The sequence below is a fragment of the Candidatus Poriferisodalis sp. genome, from assembly GCF_965204125.1.
Taxonomy (GTDB): domain Bacteria; phylum Actinomycetota; class Acidimicrobiia; order Acidimicrobiales; family Poriferisodalaceae; genus Poriferisodalis.
In genome coordinates this window covers 153,834-177,486 of sequence record NZ_OZ241968.1, presented here as the reverse complement: position 1 = coordinate 177,486, position 23,653 = coordinate 153,834, and the positions used below count along the sequence as shown (strand labels likewise).

The following is a 23,653-nucleotide window of genomic DNA, read 5'->3' as shown; positions in this document are numbered from 1 at the left end:
TGATGACCGACATGCAGGCTGTGCTGGCCGCGGCTCCCGCCGCCCCGATCCCCATCGATGCGGGGTACGACCCCGACCCTGCCAACTCGTTGTCATTGCATGCCGATGCGTACATCTCCCAGCGTTGGCACGACATCGAGCAGCGTGAGGTATTCGCTCGCAGCTGGCAGTGGGTGTGCCACGTCGAGTCGCTGCGCCACCCCGGCGACTACGTCGCGCTGGAGGTCGCCGGCATGCCGATCGCGCTGGTGCGAGGCAACGACAGCGAGCTGAGAGCCTTCTACAACGTCTGCCAGCACCGGGCGCATCACGTGCTTGCCGGGGCCGGCAACACCGGCAGCATCGTGTGCCCCTACCACGGCTGGGCCTACGACCTGTCGGGCCAGTTGCACCGGGCCCGCGAGACTGACCGGGTGCCGGGGTTCGACCCCTCGCAGATCTGCCTGCAGGCAGTCCGGGCGGAGGAGTTCGGCGGCTTCGTCTACGTCAACCTCGACCCCGATGCCGAGTCGCTGGCGGTCCAATCCGGTGACTTCGGCGCCGAGATCGCGCGTTGGGCGCCCGACGTGGCCGAGCTGACCCACGTCCGGCGCTTCAGCTACGAGATCGCCTCCAACTGGAAGAACGTGGTCGACAACTTCCTCGAGTGCTACCACTGCCATATCGCCCACCCAGACTTCGTGACGCTGGTGGAGATGGACACCTATCGGGTCACCACGCACGGCATCTATTCCAGCCACATGGCACGGGCAGGCCACTCGGACAACTCGGCCTACGACGTCGAGGGCTCCAGCGTGAAGGATCTCGCCGTGTGGTGGCTGTGGCCCAACACCTGCCTGATGCGCTACCCGGGTCGAGGCAACTTCAGCATCATGCAGATGGTGCCCACCGGGCCCGAGACGACTCACGAGACGATCGACTTCTACTTCGAATCGGCGGAGCTGAATCCAGGGGACATCGAGTCGATGCGCTACATCGACGAGATCCTCCAACCCGAGGACATCGGCATCGTCGAGAGCGTCCAGCAGGGCATGCGCACCCCGGCGTTCAGCCAGGGCCGCATCGTGTGCGATCCAGACGGCTCCGGGCTCTCCGAGCACGGCGTGCACCACTTCCACGGGCTCGTGCTGGATGCCTACCGCCGCGCCGGCGCCATCTAGCTCACCTCAGCGATCCAGCGGGCGGTGAAGGCGGCGGGCAGATCAGTCGCCGGTGCGATCGGTTCTGCGACACTGAGCCGATGACAGCACCCAATGGCGCCACCGCCGGCGAGCAGCGCTCAGAGGCACAGTCGGCTGCGCTGTATGCGCGGGCGCAACAGTGGATCCCCGACGGCGTGTCACGCGCCACGCTGCTACGGCGGCCGAACCCGATCTATGTCGACCACGGCGAGGGCGCCTGGGTCACCGATGTCGACGGCAACCGCTACCTCGACTGCAACAACAACTTCACGTCGCTCATCATGGGGCACGCCAATCCCGCCATCGTCAAGGCCGTGAGCGCGCAGATGGCGCGAGGCACCGCGTTCGCGCTGGCGTGCGACATCGAGATCGAGCTCGCTTCGCTGCTGTGCGACCGCGTCGAGAGCTTCGAGCTCATCAGGTTCTGCAACTCCGGCACCGAAGCGGTGATGGGCGCGCTCAAGGCCGCCCGAGCGTTCACGGGCCGGCCCAACGTCATCAAGGTGGAAGGCGCTTATCACGGCACCTACGACCACGCGGAGGCCAGCCTGGCGTCCGATCCCACCAACTGGGGCGATGCCGCGGCGCCGGCTACGGTGCCCTACGCATCGGGCACGCCGGATTCGGTGATCGAAGAGGTCGGCATCATCCACTTCAACGACGCCGCGGGTGCCCGTGCGGCCATCGAACGCCAGGGCGACCGGTTGGCTGCCGTGCTGCTCGACGTGATGCCGAGCCAGGTCGGGCTGCCGACGCTTGAGCCCGAGTTCATCGCTGCGGTGCGCGAGGCAACCCGTGACGTTGGCGCTCTGCTGGTGCTCGACGAGGTGATCTCGTTCCGGCTGGGTTACAGCGGAGCGCAGACGCTGCTGGGCATCGACCCCGACATCACCGCCGTGGCCAAGATCATCGGCGGCGGTTTCCCCGTCGGCGGGGTCGCCGGCCGGGAGGGGCCGATGTCGACGTTTGCGCGGACCGGCGGCGCTCGGGCCAAGGTGCCCTCGGGCGGGACGTTCACGGCGAACCCCGTCACCATGGTCGCCGGCCTTGCGACCATGAACCAACTTGATCACGCTGCTTTCGATCGCTTGGACGAGATGGGCGAGGCCGTGCGCAGCGGCCTGCGCTCGGCCTTCGAGCGGGCTGGAGTCGACTGGCAGGTGACCGGCCGCGGGAGCCTGTTCAAGGTTCATCCCCACACGAGGCACATCCGCAACTACCGCGACGCCCACCTCAGCAGCGATGAAGCCGCTGAAGTCGAGCGGTTCGAGCACGCCATCCAGGCGGGCGGTGTGTACCTGTCCGGCGGAGGCTTCGGCAGTCTCAGCCTGGCCATGAGCGACGACGACATCGCACATCTGTTGGCGGCGGCCACCGCAGCGCTGCCCGGCTGAACCCGGCGCCGCGGCAGCCCATCCAGCCGGCTGTCTCCCGCTCTTGTTCGCTGCGCTCCCGGGCCGCTAGGGCCCTGAGGCTCAGCCTCATAGCCTCGGCACGATGACAGGCGCGAACAACACAGATCCGAACCTTCTGCCGGCGGTCGAGCTGGCTTCGCAAATCCGGCAGGGCAAGGTGTCCGCCGTCGAGGCGCTCGAGGGCGCGTTGGATCGTTACGAGAGATTCAACCCTGCGGTGAACGCGGTGATCGTGACCAAGATCGACGAGGCGCGCCGACGGGCGGCCGAGGCCGACGCGGCGCTCGCAGCGGGGGAGTGCTGGGGACCCCTGCACGGCGTGCCGATGACCATCAAGGAAGCCTTCGACTGGGCGGGCACACCGTCCACGTGGGGCAATCCGGCATGGGCTGACAATGTGGCCGGCACCGATGCGGTCACGGTGACGCGATACCTGGATGCCGGGGCGGTGATCTGGGGCAAGACCAATGTGCCGCTGATGCTGGGCGACTGGCAGAGCTTCAACGACATCTACGGCTGCACCAACAACCCGTGGGACCTCATCCGCACGCCGGGCGGCTCGTCGGGCGGTTCAGCGGCGTCCTTGGCGACCGGCATGGCCTCGCTGGAACTGGGCTCCGACATCGGCGCGTCCATCCGGAACCCGGCGCACTACTGCGGCGTGTTCGGCCACAAGCCGACCTTCGGTCTGGTGCCCGATGGGGGTCACGCGGTGCCGGGTGCGCTGGTGGGCAGCGACATTGCCGTCTGCGGCCCGCTGGCACGCAGCGCTGCCGACCTAGATGTGGCGCTCGATGTGCTCGCCGGGCCGGCCGGTCTCGACGCGCACGGCTACAGCGTGGCGCTGGAGCCCGAGCATCGCGACACGCTCGGGGCGTTCCGGGTGGGCGTGATGCTCGACACGCCGGTGATCCGCAACTCGACGGCCATGATCGACACGCTGCAGCGGGCGGTGGATGCGCTGGCGGCCGTCGGCGCCGATGTCAGCGAAGCCACACCCGACATCGACCAGCACGAGTTCCACGAGAACTACCTGATGCTGCTGCGCGCCGCCACCGGCGCGCTGGCCGACGACGCCATGTGGAACGACGCGCAGTCGCGTGCCCACCGGTACAACGACGGCGACGGCGACTACCAATCGCTGGTCGACTACGCGATGACCATGAGCCACCGCGAGTGGTTCATGCACCACAACACGCGCGAGGGCTACCGGGCCGCGTGGGCGAGGTTCTTCGACGATTACGACCTGCTGCTGTGCCCGATCGCCGCATCGGCGGCATTCGTGCACGACCACACCGGCACCCGGCCGTCGCGCACCATCGACATCGACGGCCGCCAGGAGCTGGGCGTGGACCAGCTCTTCTGGGCGGGTTGGAGCTGCAGCGTGTACCTGCCCGGCACCGTCGCCCCCGTGGGATTGACAGGTGACGGGTTGAATCTCCCCGTGGGCATGCAGATCGTTGCGCCGCACCTGGGCGACCGGCGTGGCATCCGCTATGCGTCGCTCATCGAACGCACCCTCGGCGGTTTCGTCTCGCCCCCCGGCTACGAGTAACGGCGCGTGGTCTGCTAGAGAACTAGGCCGTGACAGACACCCCCGCGACAGACACCTCCGCGACAAACAGCACAGGGGCCGTGAACGCGGCCCTGGACGAACTGCTGGACCAGTTGGACCTGCAGCGCAACGGCGACGGGGCCGACACGTTCCGGGGCAAGGGCTCCGGCTTCGACGAGTTCGGGCTGTACGGCGGCCATGTGCTTGCGCAGGCGGTGGTCGCGGCGCAGCGCACCGTGGAGGAAGGTCGGCTGATGAACTCGGTGCATGCCGTGTTCCTGCGGGGCGGCGACGGCATGGCAGAGGTGGAGTACACGGTCGACCGCGTACGCGACGGCCGGGCGTTCTGCAGCCGTCGAGCGCAGGCCCACCAGTTCGACCGGCTCATCTTCGAGCTGATGGCGACCTTCCACGTTCCCGAGACGGGCAAGGTCGACATCGAGTGCCCGTTGCCCGACGACGCGCCGCCGCCCGAGTCGCTGCCGACCTACCAGGAGTGCATCGCCGAGGTGGGCCCGATCTTCGGCGAGCAGTGGTCGTACATGACCCGCCCCGTGGAATACCGGCTGGCCCACGCGCCATGGGCGCCGACCGGGCCCTCGCCACGCGGCGGCATCGACTACTGGTTCCGCACACCTCGGCGGCTGCCCGACGATCCGGCCATCCACGAAGCGGTCATCGCGTACATGAGCGACGACTGTCTCGCCGACAACGTCATCGTGCCCTACGGCGTCACCTGGCTGGACAGCGAAGTGCAGGTGGTGAGCCTGGATCACGCCATGTGGTTCCACGCTCCGGCCCGCGCCGACGAGTGGATCTACTGCGAGCAGCGACCGCTGATGGCAGGCGGCAATCGCGGCACCGCCGAGGCCCGCTTCTGGCAAGACGGTCGCTTGGTGGCGACCGCAGTCCAAGAAGCCCTCGCCCGCCTCTGATCAGCGCAGGCCGTTGTGACCTAACGAGGAGTCACAGAATGAACTGGAGCTATGTCCTCGGAGTCGAAGCCCCATTGCCAACGTCTCCGCAAGCCGCCTTGCTGAAGCATGTGTCACGCAGGCTCAGCCACTGAAGCGGGGAGCTGATCGAGCATGGCCTCCGTGCGGGTCGCGGAGTCGAACCATGCGAGTGCAGCTGGGCTCACCCAGCTCATGAGTTCCCGCATGTGCTCACGATCGGCTGTCAGGTCGCGCCCGAACACCGGCTCATGATGCGCGATCCGGTTCCGGAGGTCGTTCAGCGAACGCATGCGCTGGTCGGCACCGGCGCGGATCGTTCGCACGTTGCCCCGCTCGGGATGGCCGCTGAGAGATGACGCGAGCGCCGGCACCCACAGCGTGGTCAGGTAGCGCTTGGCGCACAGACTCCGCCAGAATCCAAACGTCAATGCCGCTATGACACGGCCATGCGTTTCGGAGCGTCCTCCATTGCGCACGTGCTGGCGCGCACGGCCGATGGCGTCGTTCGTCTCGCCTGGGAACCAATGGCGCTGGAGGTACCACGGCTGCGTCCACCCCCGTTGCGAGCAGAGACGGTGCAGCGACCGATCGAATGCATTCCTCAGCACCACTTCAAGACGGGCGAAGTCCTCCAGAAGAGCACCGCTCGCAGCGACATTCCAGTCATACAGTGCGGTTGCGACTTGATGATCGCCATTGGCCGCGGCCAGATATTGATGCAACCGCTCGCTGGTGACGAGTTGAGCGAGTGTCTGGTAGCTGGTTGTTGCCATGATTGTGGCCGGACGCTAACGTCGTTCGTGGAAACCCCGGAACCGTCCCTGCCTCGGCACACGGCCGGGGTTTGGCCGTTCTGCCAGAGCGCGGCGATCTGCTGGGGCCGGCATGACACCGGCGAGACGCAGCACCCTGCTGGCGAATTGCTGGTGCCATGACGTTCAGCCCACGATGCCGTCGTTGCGGAGGTCGGCGATCTCGGCGGGGGAGCGGCCCAGCTCGGCCAGCACCTCATCGGTGTGCTCGCCCTTGGCCGGAGCCAACCGCTCGAGCTCGGTGGGCGTCTTGCAGAAGACGAATGAGCGTCTGGGCCGGTTGGAGGAGTCTCAGCGTGGCGTCAGCGACACCCTGAGCGGCCACAGCGCACTCTTGGAGGGAATTGCCAGCAAGCTGGACAGGCTCACCTCCTGAGCTTCGTCCCGCTGCCTAGCACCTCGGAGCAATCTGCGCGAGGTGCTGTGGAGGTTGGGTACACGACTGGCTGACGGGTGTCTCCAGCAGCCGCTCGCCATAGCGGACCCCCGGTGGTGTGCGGAGACCTCCCGCCATCCGCGGCTACGCTTGACGCACAGTTCCGCAGCCAGCGCAGTGCGGCTTTCCCTTCATCAGTAGCGCAGGCGTGAGAAACAGCGCTTTCGCGAGCTTGTTCGTCTTTTTCCACACCAACTCGGTTGAGCCGCACAGAGCGCACGGTTGCTGGGCTTGTGGCCGTGTATGTCGGCGTACCAGCGGATGCGGATCGAGTCCTGCTAATGAGTCGTCGGCTATGTTGCCTTCAGGCTTACGATGTCTGCGTATTCGCGGAGCATCGAATTCCTCGTGTGTCACGACATCAGCGTATCGCTCTATGCCATCGGTACAGCGTGTGAGCCCCGTCAGGCGCCCATCAGGTCACGAAGCGGTCGTTGCGGCGGTCGGCTGTCGTAACGGGGAGCGGCCCAGTTCCCGTCGTCGGCTAGCTGTTGCGCTGTCTTAACCTAGCTGCCCAGCGACCAAAGATGAATCCCCAGATCACGAGCGATCACAGTGATCGGTTTGCCGGTCTCCGTCGCGATCCTCACCGCACCGGCGCGGAACTCTGGGCCCAGCCTTCTTCGAGTCTCTGGCATAGCTCGTTTTCATCTCGTCGTATGCCCCCCAGATTCTCCGGGAAGCCCAATGTGTATCGGCATTCACATTTGACGATACTTCAAGGCCAATTCTAGTGGTCGTATTCGCGTGCCAAGCACATAACTCCGCCTGCAGGCTCTACGAAAGTCACTTCTCGAGAGCGGGATTCCTAGAGCATTTGTCAAGTACGCACCATGAGACCATCTTCGAATATGTGAGTCGGACCGTGCTGTGCAGACGCGAGCAGTCGTTTGGCTAGCTCAATGCCACTTAGTTTGTCGATATGGGCGTTACTGATGTCCCAAGACTTGGCTGGCTCAATACATAGCTGACAACCTGAGGTGCAGCGACACTCCGAAGCGATTTGCATTCCCTTACGCAGTGCTTTGTCCCATGTATGGAGCAGCTTCTTGGCTGCACCGATGCCGCCAGGATAGTTCTCATAGATGTAGATCATTTGTTCATCACCAGCGCGTGAGTGACTGCTCGTATCGAATCGGTCTACAGGTATAACGAACATAGAACCCACCCGGAGCATGTGCTCCAGTGCACCGATCCCATCTGTGCCGAGCTGGCTCCGCGGCAACTCGATCCACAGTGAGTGTAGGTTATTCATAAACTGCGCATCTTCGTTGCCCCCCTCGCGTAGCACCGCATCATTACGTTCGTCAACAAGCCTATAGCCGGTGAAGTTGAGTGTGATATCCAGACTTCCATAGTAGGTTCTGACGTCGCCGTAGCCAAAGCCGTCAAACACTGTAGAGCGGGAGAGCGTCGAATAAAATCGCGGTTCCGTCTTCAGATGGGGTTCGCAATCTTGTAGCACTATTGCTTGTTCTTCATGCGAACTTACCAGATAACGACGTCCGAAGAATGGAAACACCGCACCGAGATAGGCCTCACGGAATCGTCTCATGGCCGAAACCTGGCCAATCTCTTCATTTCCGCGACGTAAACTGAATGACTGCCCTGCCATTCCTCGGAGTTTTAGACGCTGCTGGGGGCTTGTGCCGCTCGGCACGAACCCATCTTGTTGTTTAGCAGCACCGTAGAACGCGGCGCCTAGAACATCTTCGTCCCGCGTCGACAATCGCCCGTTCGTCTCGTCGACTAAAGAAGGTAAGTGCTTCCTAATCAACTCTGGATTTTCATGATCCGCGATGAGTTCATCAAAAGGCTTGTCCAAGAAAGCCGAAAGATTGCTGACAAAGAAGCGATCTATCGGATCATTCATCGCATAGAACACCAAGAATGCATCTCTATCCCAGCTTCGCCCCGCACGGCCAACCTGCTGCCATGCCGACATGATGTTGGGAGGAAAGCCTGCCATGATAATGCCGTCCATCCCACCGATATCCAAACCAAGCTCTAAGGCATTGGTGGCGAATATGACTCTGATTTCACCGCTTTGCGCTAGTTCTTGAATTCTCTGACGTTGGTCCGATTTTAGGTCGGCGTGATATGCCGACACAGTCTCGGGGTCCAACCCAAGCTCAACGGCTTTCCTGCGAGCGTTTCCGAGCGCCGTTTCCAAGAACCGCTTGGTCGGACAAAAGATGAGCGTTTGGAGACCTTGCTCGAGCACGGATATAGCTGCTTGCTCAATTCGAATACGGAGAATCTCAGAGTAGTTGTACTCGGGAATGTCTGGTTCAATGAAGACGAAGTGTCGCAATGGCCGCATAGCATCGCGCGCAGACACAAGTTCAACCTTGCGGCCGGTTAGCGCAAATGCATGTTCTTGAGGGTTTGCACAGGTGGCGGTCGATAAGAAGACTTGGGGCCGCGCTCCAATATTCTTCAAGTATAGAAAGAATCGCCGAAGCAATAGAGCCATGTTGCTTCCGAAGTACCCGCGGTACTCGTGCATTTCATCGATGACTATGTATCGGAGATTTCTGAGGAAGCGGGCACCAGCAGCGTGTTTGTTCCAACTATCTCGACTTCCGAGGAATGACTGATTCAAGTACTCTGGATTGGTGAGCAAGATCTGTGACGGTCGCTGACGTATAGCTCTCTTGTGTTCATCATCAGAGTCACCGTCATAGGACCAAGATTCGATGTCGAGCGGCTCGCAGATTTTTCTGAGTTGCTCACGTTGATCGTATGCGAGCGCCTTCATCGGGTAGATCATCATCGCATGGGAGCGCGGCACTTGTTTTAGCACATGTAACATCGGCACAGTGAACGAAAGCGTCTTTCCGCTCGCCGTCGGAGATTCCAACACGATGTCGTTACCGGCGAGTGCCATTTCCATTGCATGAGCCTGGTGTTGGTATAGCTGACCAATTCCCGACTGCTGCAATGCTTCGCGCACCTGAGGATCTAGTCCTTTTGGCCAGTCAGCTGCCCAGCTCGGTTCTATGCGCCCGACTTCACGCGTATCAATCGCGTCCGTGTCTCGCAAGGCGTCATTCTGACGGAGTCGCTGGAGGAAGTGTTCGATATTGAGAGTGCTCATAATTGGATGTCGAACTTTAGGCGACGATGCCGCCGTTGCGAAGTTCGGCGATCTCGGCGGGGGAGCGGCCCAGCTCGGCCAGCACTTCATCGGTGTGCTCGCCCTTGGCCGGGGCCAAGCGCTCGAGCTCGGTGGGCGTCTTGCTGAACTTGGCCGGAAAGCGGGTGGTGCGCACCTGGCCCGCCACGGGATGGTGGTGGGTCAGCACCGTTCCGTTGTGCTGCACCTGGGGGTCATCGAACACTTCGGTGATGTCGAGCACGGGCGCGCAGGGAACGTCGGCGCTCTCGAGCAGCTTGAGCGCTTCGGCCGTGGTGAACTCGCCGAGCAGCTCGGCGAATTCCTGCTGGTGCTCATTGGAGTTGCGTATCCGGGCCTCGCGAGTGGCAAAGCGAGGATCGTCGGCCAGGTGCGGCACGCCCAACGTCTCGCACACCCGCTCATACTGCGCGTCCGACGGCCAGATTGCTCCCACCCAACCGTCCGTGGTCTTCCAGGGGCTGTACCACTCGCTGTAGGACGGCGTGGGCGTGGCGTCGGGCACCGACTCGTTCCAGAAATAGTCGAGCCACATCCACGACAGCGTCGAGTCGAGCAGGTTGACCTCGACGTGCTGGCCGCCGGCGCCGTTCGCCCGCGCCAGCAAGGCCCCGAGGACAGCGTTCGCCCCCGTCATCGCCGTGGTCTTGTCGGCCGTGGCCGACTTGACGAAGTCGCCGCCCTGCGCCTCGGTCATGCCCGACAGCGACTGGATGATCGGGTCGTACACCGGTTGGTGCGCATAAGGCCCGTCGGGGCCGAAACCCGACACCGACAGGTAGACGAGATCGGGGTTGACAGCGCTGAGATCGTCGTAGCCGATGCGCAGGCGCTCGGCCACCCCCGGTCGGAAGTTCTGGACGAACACGTCGGCACCCTCGACGAGCTGCAGCAAGATCTCGCGCCCGCGCTCGTCGCGGATGTCGAGGTCGATGCCGCGCTTGTTGCGGTGCATCTGGACCCAGCAGCCCGATTGATCACCCACGATCGCACCGGTCAGGCGCATGACATCGGAGGCGCCCACTTTCTCGATCAGCACCACGTCGGCGCCCATCTCGGCAAGGTGCGACGACACCCAGGCGCCTGCGACCGCGCTGGAGACGTCCACGACGGTGATGCCTTCGAGCGGTCCTGTCCCCATGGGTGCCTCCTCTAGCGGGTGGGCAGTGTGTCGGCGTGTTGCCGGATGAATCTGGTGGCAGCGGCGTTCCATCCTGCGGGGTCCTGGGCATTGACCGCATGCGAGGCCGGCAGTTCGGCGATCTCGAGGCCGGGAATCCGGTGCGCTCGCGGCAGGAGCTGCTGGAAGCGGCCCTCCTCGGTGCCGTTGGTGAGCAGCACGGGAACGGCAACGTCCGCCAGGCGCTCCCCGAGCGGCACTCCCGCATTGGTGAAGCGGAACGAGTTGACGAGCCCCGTCGCATCGTGCTCGGAGAATTCGCCGGCCAGCTTGGCGCGCACCGCCGGCGAGATGCGTGTCGATCTCCCCGGGTTGATCCAGCTGTCGCGCAGCACTTCGGCACCGTGCGCCTCGACTTCGAGCGCCCGCTCTTCCACCATCGTCTCGGTTCGTTCCGCCCACACAGCGGGCTCGCTGAAAGCCGATGACGAGTTGGTGAGCACGGCGCCGATGACGTGAGCGGAGTGCGCCAGCACGTAGTGCAAGGCCAGCGCCGCCCCCAGCGACTGCCCGATCATCCAGATCCGCTCAGCGCCGAGTTCGACGCGCAGCCGCTCGAATTCGGCCACGTAGCTGTGCGGCCGGTACCGCTCGGGATCGGCAGGGCTGGGCGACCTGCCGTGCCCCCACAGCTCGATCACCACCGGGCGGCAGACCGCCTGCAGCGCGCCGAGGTTGTCGTCCCAATAGGAGCGACTGCCCAGCGCACCGTGCACCAGCAGCGCCAGCGGGCCTTCGCCGTCGTGGACGACTGCGTGAAGACGTTCTTCGTCCGCGGTCATGGCGCGCTGCGACGGGTTCGCAAGAGGTTCCGGCTCTTGGCTGGAGAACGAACGCTGCGTGGCTCAGAAGCCGGCCGGTTGCTGGAACCCGCCGAGCGCCTCGTTCAGGAAGCGGCCCACGGCCAGCGTCGTGCGGTCCTCCAGGAATGGTCCTGCGATCTGCACCCCGACGGGCAGATCGCCCCCGGCCGCAGGCACGGTTCCCACCGGCACCACGGTGGCGGGCAGCCATGACACGCCGGTGAGCCCCATCCACTTGATGATGTCGAAGTAGGGCCGGCTGTCGCCGTTCACCGTGATGCGGCGGTTGGTGGCGGGGCGGCTGTGGTCGTGGCGGACTGCCGCGGTGGGCGTCACCGGCAGCAGCACCACATCCCAGTCGGTGAAGAACTCCTCCCAGCGCCTGCGCTGCTGCAGCCGGCGCTCGTGCCAGCTCAGCCATTCCCGGTGGCGCATCGCGGCATACCAGATGCCCAGATCGCCCTGAGGCTCATCGCTCGACGAGGCGATCTCCTCCAGCTGGGCGAGCGTCCATGTGCCGGCCTCGGCGGCCGACAGCAGGTGCAGGAACGTGTCGACGGCTTTCTCGAACGTGAACGACGGCCGAGCCTCGGTGTCCACCCGGGCGCCCGCTTGTTCCAGCGCGCTGGCCGCGCCCAGCAGCAGCTCCCGGTACTGGCTGTCGATCGGGCACAGCTCCTCGTCGAGCCACACCGCCACCCGGAAGTCGGAGATGTCGCTGTGGCGGGTCGGCGGCAGGTCGAGCGAATACGCCTTGGAGTTCCACGCGTCGGGCCCGGCGAGGATGTCGAGGGCCATCTCCAGGTCGTCGACGTCACGTGCCATCGGCCCGGCAACCGCGATGTCGGCCTGGCTGAGCGTGCCGGGCATGCCGGGGATCTGGCCCAGTGCCGACACGACGCCGTAGCTGGGCTTGTGCCCAGTGACTCCTGACCAGTGCGACGGGATGCGGATGGAACCGCCGATGTCGGAGCCCAGTTCGAGCGGGGTATAACCCGCAGCCAGTGCCGCCCCCGAACCGCCCGAGGAGCCGCCGGGGGTGTGCTCGACGTTGTACGGGTTGGCGGTGGTGCCGTACACCTCGTTGTACGACTGGGCGTCGCCGGCGAACAGCGGCAAGTTGGTCTTGGCGAACACCACCGCCCCCGCAGCCTTGTAGCGAGCGACGGGATCGGCGTCGCGCTCAGGCACGAAGTCGGCGAGTGCCGGGGCGCCCGAGGTCGTGACCAGTCCCTCGGTCTGGAACGAGTCCTTGATGGTGATGGGAACGCCGTGCAGCGGCCCCAGCTCGTCGCCGCGGGCCACTGCTGCGTCGGCTGCGTCGGCTGCGGCCCGTGCGCGTTCCGCATCGAGTGCCACTACGGCGTTGATCGGACCGTCGAGGCTGTCCACCCTCGCGAGGGCCGCTTCGAGCAGTTCCCTGGAGGAGACATCCCCGGCGGCGATGGCGGCCGCAGTCTCCAGAGTCGTGGCGTAAGCGAAATCATCCACGGCCATGTGCCGGACCTCCTGCACTGACAAGTTGATGGTGGCCGGGCTCGTCCTGGCCACGTTCATGTTGAACGGTGCAGGCAACCTAGTTCGCCGCATCCGCCTGCTGCCTGCCTGCGCCAGCATGCCGAAAATCGCTTGTCTGCGGCGTGCCGCGGCACGACTGTAGGCTGATGCGAAATATCACGAAGTTCATCTTGCTGGGCACGAGCCTGGGCCTGCTGGGCCTTCCGATGGCGTCAGCGGCGTCGGCGGGGCCCGCCCTGTCACTGCGGGGCGGTAGTTCAGCGCTACCTGAGCGGCCACCAGCACGCGATCCGATGCTGGCAGACCTGCGCATCGAGGTGGACAGCCGGGATCCTGCCCACAAGGCCGAGCGCGTCGGCAAGGCCGCCAACTTGGGCCTGTCGTCGCTGTCGTTCCCGCGCCCGGTGCCATTCTTCGCGCCGCCGGCGCAGAGGGTGCGCACATTGGTCGGCATCGATACGTGGTTCTGGGTGTCGGCTGCGAGCTGGCGGCCCATCGTGCGCGTCGTCGCCGCCGGGAAGGTCGTGGTCACCCTCGTCGCTACGCCGGTGACCCTGCAGATGGTGCCCGGTGACGGTTCACCGCTGGTGTCGTGCCCGGGTCCTGGCCTGCCGTGGCTCGTGCCCGGGACTCGCTCGCTGTGCAGTCACGTGTTCCAGCGTGCTTCCACTGCAGGGCTGACTGGCCGTTTCCGCGGCATCGTGCAGACGGTCTGGACAGTGCGCTGGACCTCAAACACCGGACTGAGCGGGATCGCTGGGCCAGTCATTGTTCCGACTCCAGTTTCGCTGAAGGTCGTAGAAGCCCAAGCGGTGCTTGGTCGTTGAGCAGACGCTTGAGGTCTACGTTGTCATGAGGAGGCGCAGAGTGACCGCTTTGGCGATGATGCTTCTCATTGCGGCTACGGCGTCAATTGTCTTGATGGTCAGCGCCGCGTTGCATTCACGGCAGCGATGGCGCCTGCTCGGCGCTGCATCTGTTCCCCTATCGGTGGTCGGAATCCTGAGCTTGCCTTCGTTCGGGATTCTCGTGCTGGTCATTGCCCTTGTGTGCCTTGCTGTCGGTTTGAGGCGTCAAGGAACGCGAATTCGAGGGCGAGGCGGGTGAGGGCTGCACCAGTGCCTGTCTCGTCGCGCGTCGCCAAGGCCAGTGCCGCGTTGGGGCGCTGATCAGAGGCGTCCCGCAGCCGAACTAGGTTCTGCGCGCAACCAACGGAAGGGCGTCGTCGTGCTGGGCTGTCGAGTACTGGACCTGTCGGATCATCGAGGCCAGATGGCGGGAGCGCTGCTGGCCGATCTGGGCGCGGACGTGATCTTGGTGGAGCCACCCGGCGGGTCGGCCGCGCGCGCCGTTGGCCCGTTCGTCGCAGGGCGCGAGGGCGACCCCGAAGCCTCGCTGTGGTTCTGGTCGTACAACCGCGGCAAGCGCAGCGTCGCGCTCGATCTCGACGATCCCGGCGACCAGCAGCGGTTGCGTGACCTTGCAGCCAGCGCTGACGTGCTCATCGAATCCGACGCCCCGGGTGCCATGGCCGCCCGTGGCCTGGGCCCCAGCGACCTGGCCGAGGTCAACCCCGGGCTCGTCTACACGTCGGTGACGGCGTTCGGCCAATCCGGGCCGAAGGCCGACTGGGCGGCCACCGACCTCATTGTCTCGGCGGCAAGCATGTTGTCCAACGTGGTCGGCGACGAGGATCGCCCCCCGCTGCGCATCCCGCTCGACCAGTGCTTCCTGCACGCCTCCGCCGAGGCCGCTGTCGCGTCGCTGATCGCCTTACGGGAACGCAAGCGCAGCGGTCTAGGACAGCACGTCGACGTGAGCGCCCAGCAGGCCGTTACCCAAGCCACTCAGTCGGCCACGCTGTGCCACCTGTACAACTCGCCTGAGTTGCTCCGCATGAGCGGCGGCGCCCGTCTGGGGCCGTTCCGGGTGCGGCTGCGCTCGCCTGCTTCCGACGGCTACGTGTCGGCAACGATCCTGTTCGGCGAGTCCATTGGGCCGTTCGGGGCCCGCCTGTTCGAGTGGATGCACTCCGAGGGCGGCTGCGCCGACAGCGACCTCGAGATCGACTGGATCAACTTCGTGGAAGGCGTGATCACCGGGCGCATCCCGCCCACCGAGTACGAGCGCATTCAGCAGGTCGCCGCCGACTTCACCGCCACACGCACCAAGGCCGAGCTGCTGGAGGTGGCGCTCGACAAGCGCCTGCTGATCGTGCCGATCACCACGGTCGCGGACGTGGTCGAGGCGCCCCAGTACGCCGAGCGGAACTTCTGGCGTGACATCCCCACCGGCGGCCTCGACTCTGTGCGCTACCCCGGACCGTGCGCTCGATTCAGCGCCGCGCCGTTGGATATCTCGACGCCGCCGCCCACGGTCGGCCAGCACACCGATGAGGTGCTGGCCGAGGTGGGCGCCCAGGTCTCGGTGGCGACCTCCGAAGGTCTGGTGGCTGCTGCCGCCGCAGGTCACCGCGACCCGGCACTGCCGCTGGCAGACGTCAAGATCTTGGATTTCATGTGGGTGATGGCCGGGCCGGGCTCGACCCGCGAGCTCGCCGACTGGGGCGCCACGGTGGTGCGTGTGGAGTCCACCCACAAGGTGGAAGCGGCCCGCACCATCCAGCCGTTCCTCAACGACGAGGCGGGTGCGGAGAACGGCGGTCTGTACCAGAACATGAACGCCAGCAAGCTCGGCATCACCATCGACATCTCCAAGCCCGAGAGCCGCGACCTCATCCTGGACCTGGTGCGCTGGGCCGACGTTGTCACCGAGTCGTTCTCGCCCCATGCATTGGCCGACCTCAACCTCGCCTATGACGACCTGCGAGCGGTCAAGCCCGACATCATCATGGCGTCGAGCTGCCTGTTCGGCCAGAGCGGGCCGCTCTCGTCGCTGGCTGGCTTCGGCACGATGGGCGCGTCCATGTCGGGCTTCTATGAGATGACCGGCTGGCCCGATCGCGCCCCCGCTGGCGTGTTCGGTGCCTACACCGACTATGTGTCGCCCAAGTTCCTGAGCGCTGCGCTGCTGGCTGCCTTGGACCATCGGGACCGCACCGGCGAGGGCCAGTACATCGACCTGTCGCAAGCCGAGTCGTCAATGACTTTCCTGGCGCCGGCAGTGCTCGACTACGACGTGAACGCGCACCTGCCCGACAAGATGGGCAACGACCATCCCGCGATGTCACCCCATGGGGTGTTCGCATCGGCGGGCGACGACCGCTGGATCGCCGTGGCGTGCGAGAACGACGACCAGTGGGCTGGCCTGTGCAGCGTGATCGGTGCCGGCGACATGGCTGGTCTGGGTGTCGAGGAGCGGCGTGAACGTGCCGCCGAGATCGCCGACCGGATCACCGCGTGGACCTCGGAGCGAGACAACGTCGAAGCGCACGTCGAGCTGCAGGCCGCAGGTGTGCCAGCCCACGCCGTCGCCAACTCCGAAGTGATGACCAACGACCCGCAGCTGGCGCATCGCAACCACTTCCGCAACGTGCCGCACGGCACCAACGGGACGATGTGGGTCGAGGGAGCGCGATTCGCCATGTCGCGCAGCTCAGACGGCATCGACCACGCGGGCCCGACCTATGGCGAGCACACCTTCGTGGTGCTGGAGCAGCTGCTCGGCTACGACCAGGATCAGATCTCCGAGCTGGCCGTGGCCGGAGTGCTCGAATAGTCGACGGTCAGGCTGGTCGGCCTCGGCGCCGGGGCTCAGCTCTCGAACGTGCCGACCTTCTCGCCGGTGACGTTCTCGTAGTTCCGATTCAGGAACCAGCGCTGGTAGTCGCCGTAGGTGATCGGCTCGTGGCGAGCCGGGCGATCGTCGCTGACCGTGGTGGGCACGGGGTCGACTAGTGCGTCGTCGCGGGCTCCGTAGAAGAACGGCACGGCGTAGCGGTCGCCGGCCGAGAGGTTGCGTGCCCGGTGCGCCGTTGACAGATACACGTTGTTCGTCCAGCGCTTCAGCATGTCTCCGCTGTTGACGAGATAGGAGCCCGCCATCTGCGGGGGCTTGATCCAGTCGTAGCCGGCCGGGCGGATCTCCAGCCCCGGCACGTCGTTGGCCGGCAGGAACGTGAACACCGAGCTGTCTGTGTGCGGTGCGAGGCCCCACTCGTTGTCGTCGTAGTCCATCGGCGGGTAGTGCGACATGCGCAGCGTCACGCTGGGTTTGTCGAAGTGCGGATCGAAGTAGTCGGTGGGCAGGTCGAGCGACAGCGCCAGGATCGGCAGCATCCGTGAGCCCAGAGCGATCAGCTGGTCGATGTACGTCTCGCAGCTCTGTGCGAAGTCCTCGAGCGGCGGGAACTGGTTCTCGGTGTGGTAGCCGTGCCGGTGGCAGAAGAACGCCTCGTTCTGGTTCGGCTTGCGCACGGGCCCGGCAATGTCGGAGGCGTACGACGTTCCACCGCCCATGCCGAGATAGCCGCCTGCCAGCTTGCCCATCGGGATCGAGTCCTTCACCGGCTGGGGGAGCGCATGCAGGCGGCGGGCCTCGTCGAACATGTGCTCGATGGTCTCGGCTGGCACACCGTGGTTCACGATGAAGAAGAAGCCAACTTCGGTGAGGGCGTCGCGCAGCTCGGCGGCGAGGGCAGCTTGAGCCGCTGGATCGGGTACCGGCTCATTGAGCGGCGCCAAGTCCAAGACCGGAATGACGTCGGAACTGCTGTCCGCGTTCTCGCCCGGTTGCCGCTCCGGCGGCGGTGAGGTGCTGCGGTCCTGCGTCGTGAGCGCCACGGTGCCTCCTTGCGCTCTCCCGAGCGTACGCGTGCGACGGCTCGTGTGTCGGGGGCGCTGAGCCCCTGAACGCGTGGCGGGCCGTTGGTACGGTTCTGCCGGATCGGATCGGCTGCATCGAGCCTGCCCGATCTGCGATACGAGCGACTTCAAGGGGAACTGATGAGAGCGTGGCGACTGAACGAGCTGGGTTACCCGTGGGATGTGTTGCAGCTGGGCGAGTACGACTCGCCCGAACCCGGTCCGGGCCAGGCACGCATCACCGTGGAGGCCACCGATCTCAACTTCGCGGACATCCTGCACTGCCAGGGCACCTACCAGGAGCGGTGGGATCCGCCCTTCACGCCCGGGATGGGAGCGTCCGGCACCGTGACCGCGGTCGGCCCCGACTGCGACTTGACGGTCGGTGACCGGGTCATCGGCTCGGGTGTCGGCAGCTGGGGCGGCTATGCCAGCGAAGCGCTCATCAGGGGTGCCACGGCACGGCACGTGCCCGACGATGTGTCGATCCCAGATGCGTGTGCCGCCAACGTGATTTACGGCACGGCGTGGTTCTCGCTGTATCGGCGGGGGCAGATGCAGGCCGGCGAGACGGTGCTGGTGCTGGCTGCGGCGGGCGGCGTCGGCTCGGCTGCGGTGCAGATGGCCAAGGTTGCGGGCTGCACTGTGCTCGCTGCCGCTGGCGGGCCCGCCAAGGTGGAGACCTGCCGTCAGCTCGGCGCCGACATCGTCATCGACTACGACAACGACGACCTGTACCAGTCGGTGATGGATGCCACCGGCGGCCGGGGTTGCGACATCATCTACGACCCCGTCGGCGGCAAGTACTTCGATGTTGCCCGGCGGCTGGTGGCATGGGAAGGCCGCCTGCTGGTGGTCGGTTTCGCCAGCGGCACGATCCCGCAGGCCCCGGCGAACCACTTGCTGGTCAAGAACTACTCGGTGGTCGGCGTGCACATGGGCGGCTACCGGGGACGCAAAGACGAGGTGCTCGACGAGTGCTACGCCGAGATCTGGCCGCAGGTGGCCGACGGCAGGCTCGACCCGCTCGTCAGCCAGGAGCTGCCGCTCGAAGGCCTGATCGACGGCCTGCAGGCGTTGCACCAGCGCAAGACCACTGGCCGGGTCCTGCTCCGCCCCGACCTGTAGACGAACCTGACACGCCCGCTCAGCCGCGGGCCACTGTGGCTGTTGGTGCCCGCTCAGCCGCGGGCCACGGTGTACCCGACTGACTCGCGGTCCCACAGGTCCGCGGTGACGCCGGCGTCGCGGATGGCCTGCTTGCGGATCTTGCCCGAGGCGGTCTTGTCGAGCTCGCGCACGAAGTGCAGGTAGCGCGGCACGCTGTGGCGGGGCATGCGGGGCACGCACCAATCCAGAAAACGGACCGGATCGGGTGCCGGTCCGCTCATGGCGACTACGGCAAGCACTTCATCTTCTCCACCGGCACCCTCGACGCGTAAGCCGACGACCGCGCACTCGATCACGCCGTCGTAGCCGTTGATCACCGTCTCCACCTCGTAGCTGGAGATGTTCTCGCCGCGCCGGCGGATGCGGTCGTTCAGCCGGTCCACAAAGTGCAGCCGCCCGGATTCGTCGAGCCTGCCTGCATCGCCGGTGTGGAACCACAGGTTCCGCCACGCCGCCACGGTGCGCTCGGGCATGCGGTGATAGCCCACGTTGAAGCAGAACGGCACCTTGGGACGCACCAGGATCTCGCCGGTCTCATCGGGCGCGACGGGTAGGTCGGTCTCGGGGTCGGCCACGATGACATCGAAGAAGTCGGCCAGCGGCTGCCCAGCGCAGCCCGACATCACCGGGTCGTCGAAGCTGGTGTAGGCGACCATGTTGACCTCGGTCATCCCGTAGCCCTGCATGATCCGCACGCCGAACCGCTCTTCGAACGCTGCGGCCCATTCCGCCGCCACGGGCAGGGCGATGACGGCCCGCAGTTGATGGTCACGGTCGCGGTCCGTCTGCGGGCTGCGCCAGATGAACTCGGGCATGACCCCGAGAGCATTCGTCAGGGTGATCTGGTGCCGCCTCACCGTGTCGAGCCACTTGCCGGCGCTGAACCGCTTCTCCACGTACACCGAGGCGCCGGCGTGGAGCGACGCAAAGACCTGCATGAACAGGCCGTTCGCGTGAAACATCGGCATGCAGCAGTAGAGGCGGTCGTCCGGGGTGATCTGGAGGCTCCGGGCGGTGCCGAGGCCGAACAGGTAGCAGTGCGCCTGGGGCATCAGCACACCCTTGGCGGGCCCGGTGGTGCCCGAGGTGTACATGATCGTGCAGACATCGCTGGGTTCGGCCGCCAGCACGGCCTCGGGACGCACCTCGGTGTCCAGCAGCTCTTCGATGGAGACCTCCACCGAGCCCATGAGCACACCCCCGGCACCGGCGCCGTAAGCGCCGTCGTCGACCAGGATCGTGGCCTCAATGTCGGTCTCGGACGGGTCGAGCGAGCCGGGCTCGATGTCGTCGAAGCGTTCGAGCAGCCCGTTGTCGACGGCCACGATGCGGGGCTCTGAGTTGTTGACCTGATGCTCCAGAAAGGCACCGCGCAAGTCGGTGTTGATCGGCACGAAGATCGCCTGCCGCTTGTGGGTGGCGATCATCAGCAGCATGAACTCGAGGCTGTTCGTGAGCAGTCCTAGCAACCGGTCGCCTGGCTGAAGGCCGAGATCAGCAAGGGCGGTGGCGAGCCGGTCGGTATGTCTGTCGAGTTCGGCGAAGCTGAGCGTGCGGCCGTCTTCGAACGCAAGAAACTCTCTGTCGCCGTGGGAGGCCGCGGCTTGCCGCACGAGATCGGGCAGCGTCCAGCCGTCAGTGCTGACGCCACCCGCCGCAGCCGTATCGGTGTCGATCCCCTGGTCACGGGTGCCCATTGGCGGAATCGTAGACTTCGCCCGGGCTTCGTGGCCCGAACGGGGTGCGCCCCCTCAGCGGGCGCATGGGGAATTGGGCACCTGCTCGGGAGGTGACCGGATGCTGATCGGATTGCCTCGTGAGCTCAAGGCGGGCGAGCAACGCGTCGGGCTGACGCCGCACGCCGTGCGCGAGCTGGTGCTGCACGACCACCAAGTGCTGGTCGAGTCCGGTGCCGGTGCCGGCATCCGTGTGTCCGATGCCGAATACGAAGCTGCCGGTGCTCTCATTCGCAGCTGCAGCGAGGTGTGGGACAAGGCTGAGCTGGTTGTCAAGGTCAAGGAGCCGCAGGCGTCTGAACGCAAGATGCTCGGCTCGGGCCAGATTCTGTTCGCCTACCTGCACCTGGCACCAGACCCCGACCAGACGGCCGATTTGGTGGAGTCGGGTGCGGCCTGTGTCGCATACGAGACCGTGACCGACTCGCGTGGCGGCTTGCCGCTGCTGGCGCCGATGTCCCGGGTTGCCGGGAGACTTGCCGTACAGGCGGGCGCGTGGGCACTCGAGACCGCACATGGGGGCATCGGCCTGCTGATCGGCGGTGTGCCCGGCGTGCCGCCGGCCAGGGTGGCGATCATCGGCGGGGGAGTGGTCGGCGAGAACGCCGCCGAGATCGCCATCGGCATGGGTGCCGATGTGCGGGTGCTCGACATCGACCCCGCCGCGCTCGACCACCTCGAGCAGCGCTTCGGTGCGTCGGTCGTCACGGTGACGTCCACCCGAGCGACCGTCGAGACCGAAGTGCAGAACGCCGACTTGGTGATCGGCGCCGTGCTGGTGACCGGTGCCCGGGCACCGAAGCTCGTGACGGCCGACTTGATAAAGCAGATGCGTCCCGGATCGGTGGTGGTCGACGTGGCCATCGACCAAGGCGGCTGCTTCGAGACATCGAAGCCCACGACCCATGCCGAGCCGACTTTCGTGGTCGACGGCGTGGTGCACTACTGCGTCGCGAACATGCCCGGCGCCGTGCCGGTCACCTCCACCCGTGCGCTCAGCGACGCCACCCTGCCGAGAGTGCTGGCCATCGCCGAGAACGGCCTCGACGCCCTCCGCACTGACCCCCACCTGCGGGCGGGCCTGAACGTCTACAAAGGCCGCGTCACCGAGCCCCACGTAGCCGCCGCCCTCGATCTCCCCTACACCGACCCCCTCACCGCCCTCGGCTTCTAAGAGGACCAGCGCTGGGCCTCAAGCGAACGATTGCGATCTAGAACTCAACAGTCCGGACGCATGTCGATTTCAGGCTCGCTGAAACGACGCACAGCGGCGAGTTTCAGCCAGGTCCGCATCCGGTCAACCAGGCGAATCGTGCACCGTAGGTAAGTGCGTAAGCCCAATGCTACTTGGGCCGCGTGCCCGAACCCGACAGCCTTGTCTGCCACACTGAGACCGTAAGTGAAGAGATGGGGACTGATTCTGAGAGCTAAACTGAGCCTAAATTGGAGGGCGTGTTTGGTTATTCGAAAGAGACCTTGAACCAAGCAGTTTAAGCATGGCAACATACAACGGGCATGATGAGACGACCAACGAAAGAGATTTGTGCTGCATCGGGTCACAAGGAGATCAGTGGTTTGACAAAGTGCCTGTTGGGACAGGCCTAGAGTTCGATCTTAGAATCAGGATAGAAAAGCCAACAGCAGAACAGTGGGGAATCGGCGTAATGAGCCGCTCCGAAGGTCCGCTTTCTCCACCTGAATTCGTCCGCAACTCAACTATATTTGTCAATAGTGTGACGAAAGCTATCGAAAACGCCATTCAGTGTGCTGATATGTACGGGAGACTCACTCCTACCGTTCTTCGAAACAGCGATCCAAACTACAACACACTTCGAGCCAAGTATATGAATTTCCCGAACCAGCGCGTGTTCCCGCTCATTGATGGAGAGGTATCAGATGACGGGGAGTTTATGCTGAGTGACACTCCCGTCGTTGGAGAGGACAGGTATTTTAGCGTCGTCATGGCCTTGATACAGTCGTTGAGTGCCATTGATTTGGCGTTATTTCTCTACTTGGAATTGACTCACAATAGGGAGATGCTCAATGCCATCCCCCCGGGGATGAAGGCAATGGACCCTCGATACTACGGTATTGGAAATCATCTCGTTCAATCGGGCTGTATGGCTGTCGAGACGATCTTGAAAACAGCGATTCTGTGTGTGGACCGCTCCTATAGTCCGATGAAGCACAACAAGCACACGAGCGATGTGTGGCAGTACATTGTCTCAGAGCACCCAACGCTTGCCGACAGTATTGTTGAGTGCTACAATCGCCTTCCAAGCCCATGGGACGAGTGTTTGGAAATTATTCCGGCGGGCGAACCGGCGCGCACACATGCCACTGTCTCAGACATAGGCTCGATTATGAGCTTGCTCGACGTCGACGGCGGCATCTATAGCAGGTCGCGCTATCCCCATGAGATAGACCGAACTGCACCTAAGGACGCTGACGGCTACCACTACTCCTTCACACACCATGATACCGTTCTGCCCACAATAAAGGTGGCTGTCGCCGTACTCACCTTAGTTGCGGATCAGGTGTCAATTTGGAGAGAGCAGTCTAATGGTATCTGAAATGCGAGACAGCTCCTGGCATTTTGGGTGTGGTTGCAAGCTTGTCTTGAGAGATGCACATTTCATGGCAGTTACATATATTGGTCCTTGCTACTTCGACCGATCGCCGATCTGATGGCGGCGTAGTAGAGCAGCCTGCGAATCGTCTTCTCCACAACGCCGCACAGCAAGGTATGGCTGGCTCTATTGCGAGTGCCCTACAAGCCGCTCTGTCGGCGTGCCATTCTGTGGTGGGTGGCGATGTTTGTGGTTCGAGGCTGCGCAGCCGACACTTGTAGCGCCTCCGCGCAGTGGGTTGTGTGGTCAGTGCGGTCGCATGTGCTGCGCCGTGGGGTGTGCCCACGCAATCACGGCCGCAACGATGATCGACTGATCGCGACAGACGTGTCGCACCCCCTCGGCAACATCCCTCCGCG

At 64.8% G+C, this 23,653-nt stretch carries 16 protein-coding genes; 9 read left to right on the top strand and 7 right to left on the bottom strand.

Going from position 1 to position 23,653, the window contains the following annotated elements; all coding sequences use genetic code 11:
• The first annotated feature begins 2 nt into the window (after positions 1–2).
• From ACOGXD_RS01090 to ACOGXD_RS01075, 4 genes are all read left to right on the top strand, one after another.
• A complete protein-coding gene (locus ACOGXD_RS01090; protein WP_419916088.1) occupies positions 3–1,160 on the top strand; it encodes an aromatic ring-hydroxylating oxygenase subunit alpha in 1,158 nt (385 codons plus the stop codon).
• Between the two features lie 80 nt (positions 1,161–1,240).
• Complete coding sequence (locus ACOGXD_RS01085; RefSeq protein WP_419916087.1) at positions 1,241–2,575, top strand: aspartate aminotransferase family protein; 1,335 nt, start codon at positions 1,241–1,243, stop codon at positions 2,573–2,575.
• Positions 2,576–2,678: 103 nt separating this feature from the next.
• Positions 2,679–4,151 (top strand): amidase, encoded by a 1,473-nt coding sequence (locus ACOGXD_RS01080; protein ID WP_419916086.1) that lies wholly within the window; start codon positions 2,679–2,681, stop codon positions 4,149–4,151.
• Positions 4,152–4,231: 80 nt separating this feature from the next.
• A complete protein-coding gene (locus tag ACOGXD_RS01075; protein ID WP_419916085.1) occupies positions 4,232–5,086 on the top strand; it encodes an acyl-CoA thioesterase in 855 nt (284 codons plus the stop codon).
• 113 nt (positions 5,087–5,199) lie between these two features.
• Here ACOGXD_RS01075 and ACOGXD_RS01070 read toward each other — a convergent pair whose 3' ends face one another.
• From ACOGXD_RS01070 to ACOGXD_RS01050, 5 genes are all read right to left on the bottom strand, one after another.
• Complete coding sequence (locus tag ACOGXD_RS01070; RefSeq protein ID WP_419916084.1) at positions 5,200–5,880, bottom strand: hypothetical protein; 681 nt, start codon at positions 5,878–5,880, stop codon at positions 5,200–5,202.
• Between the two features lie 1,295 nt (positions 5,881–7,175).
• Positions 7,176–9,455: a DEAD/DEAH box helicase gene (locus tag ACOGXD_RS01065; RefSeq protein WP_419916083.1), complete on the bottom strand. Its 2,280-nt coding sequence runs from the start codon at positions 9,453–9,455 to the stop codon at positions 7,176–7,178.
• Positions 9,456–9,471: 16 nt separating this feature from the next.
• Complete coding sequence (locus tag ACOGXD_RS01060) at positions 9,472–10,635, bottom strand: CaiB/BaiF CoA transferase family protein (RefSeq protein ID WP_419916082.1); 1,164 nt, start codon at positions 10,633–10,635, stop codon at positions 9,472–9,474.
• Positions 10,636–10,646: 11 nt separating this feature from the next.
• On the bottom strand, positions 10,647–11,456 hold the full coding sequence (locus ACOGXD_RS01055) for an alpha/beta fold hydrolase (protein ID WP_419916081.1): 810 nt from the start codon (positions 11,454–11,456) through the stop codon (positions 10,647–10,649).
• Positions 11,457–11,519: 63 nt separating this feature from the next.
• On the bottom strand, positions 11,520–12,974 hold the full coding sequence (locus ACOGXD_RS01050) for an amidase (protein ID WP_419916080.1): 1,455 nt from the start codon (positions 12,972–12,974) through the stop codon (positions 11,520–11,522).
• Positions 12,975–13,141: 167 nt separating this feature from the next.
• Here ACOGXD_RS01050 and ACOGXD_RS01045 point away from each other — a divergent pair, with 167 nt between their 5' ends.
• Together ACOGXD_RS01045 and ACOGXD_RS01040 are read left to right on the top strand one after the other, a co-directional pair.
• On the top strand, positions 13,142–13,822 hold the full coding sequence (locus ACOGXD_RS01045; protein WP_419916079.1) for a hypothetical protein: 681 nt from the start codon (positions 13,142–13,144) through the stop codon (positions 13,820–13,822).
• Positions 13,823–14,222: 400 nt separating this feature from the next.
• Positions 14,223–16,673 carry a CaiB/BaiF CoA transferase family protein gene (locus ACOGXD_RS01040; RefSeq protein ID WP_419916078.1) on the top strand — a complete coding sequence of 817 codons (2,451 nt, stop codon included), beginning with the start codon at positions 14,223–14,225 and terminating at the stop codon, positions 16,671–16,673.
• Between the two features lie 35 nt (positions 16,674–16,708).
• Here ACOGXD_RS01040 and ACOGXD_RS01035 read toward each other — a convergent pair whose 3' ends face one another.
• Positions 16,709–17,737, bottom strand: a complete 1,029-nt coding sequence (locus tag ACOGXD_RS01035; RefSeq protein WP_419916077.1) for an isopenicillin N synthase family dioxygenase — start codon at positions 17,735–17,737, stop codon at positions 16,709–16,711.
• Positions 17,738–17,899: 162 nt separating this feature from the next.
• Between ACOGXD_RS01035 and ACOGXD_RS01030 the strand changes: the two genes are divergently transcribed.
• Positions 17,900–18,886, top strand: a complete 987-nt coding sequence (locus ACOGXD_RS01030; RefSeq protein ID WP_419855946.1) for an NADPH:quinone oxidoreductase family protein — start codon at positions 17,900–17,902, stop codon at positions 18,884–18,886.
• 53 nt (positions 18,887–18,939) lie between these two features.
• Here ACOGXD_RS01030 and ACOGXD_RS01025 read toward each other — a convergent pair whose 3' ends face one another.
• On the bottom strand, positions 18,940–20,625 hold the full coding sequence (locus ACOGXD_RS01025) for an AMP-binding protein (RefSeq protein WP_419916076.1): 1,686 nt from the start codon (positions 20,623–20,625) through the stop codon (positions 18,940–18,942).
• 100 nt (positions 20,626–20,725) lie between these two features.
• Here ACOGXD_RS01025 and ald point away from each other — a divergent pair, with 100 nt between their 5' ends.
• Both ald and ACOGXD_RS01015 read left to right on the top strand, forming a co-directional pair.
• On the top strand, positions 20,726–21,838 hold the full coding sequence (ald, locus tag ACOGXD_RS01020) for an alanine dehydrogenase (protein ID WP_419916075.1): 1,113 nt from the start codon (positions 20,726–20,728) through the stop codon (positions 21,836–21,838).
• A gap of 322 nt (positions 21,839–22,160) precedes the next feature.
• A complete protein-coding gene (locus tag ACOGXD_RS01015; RefSeq protein ID WP_419916074.1) occupies positions 22,161–23,237 on the top strand; it encodes a hypothetical protein in 1,077 nt (358 codons plus the stop codon).
• The last annotated feature ends 416 nt before the right edge of the window (positions 23,238–23,653 follow it).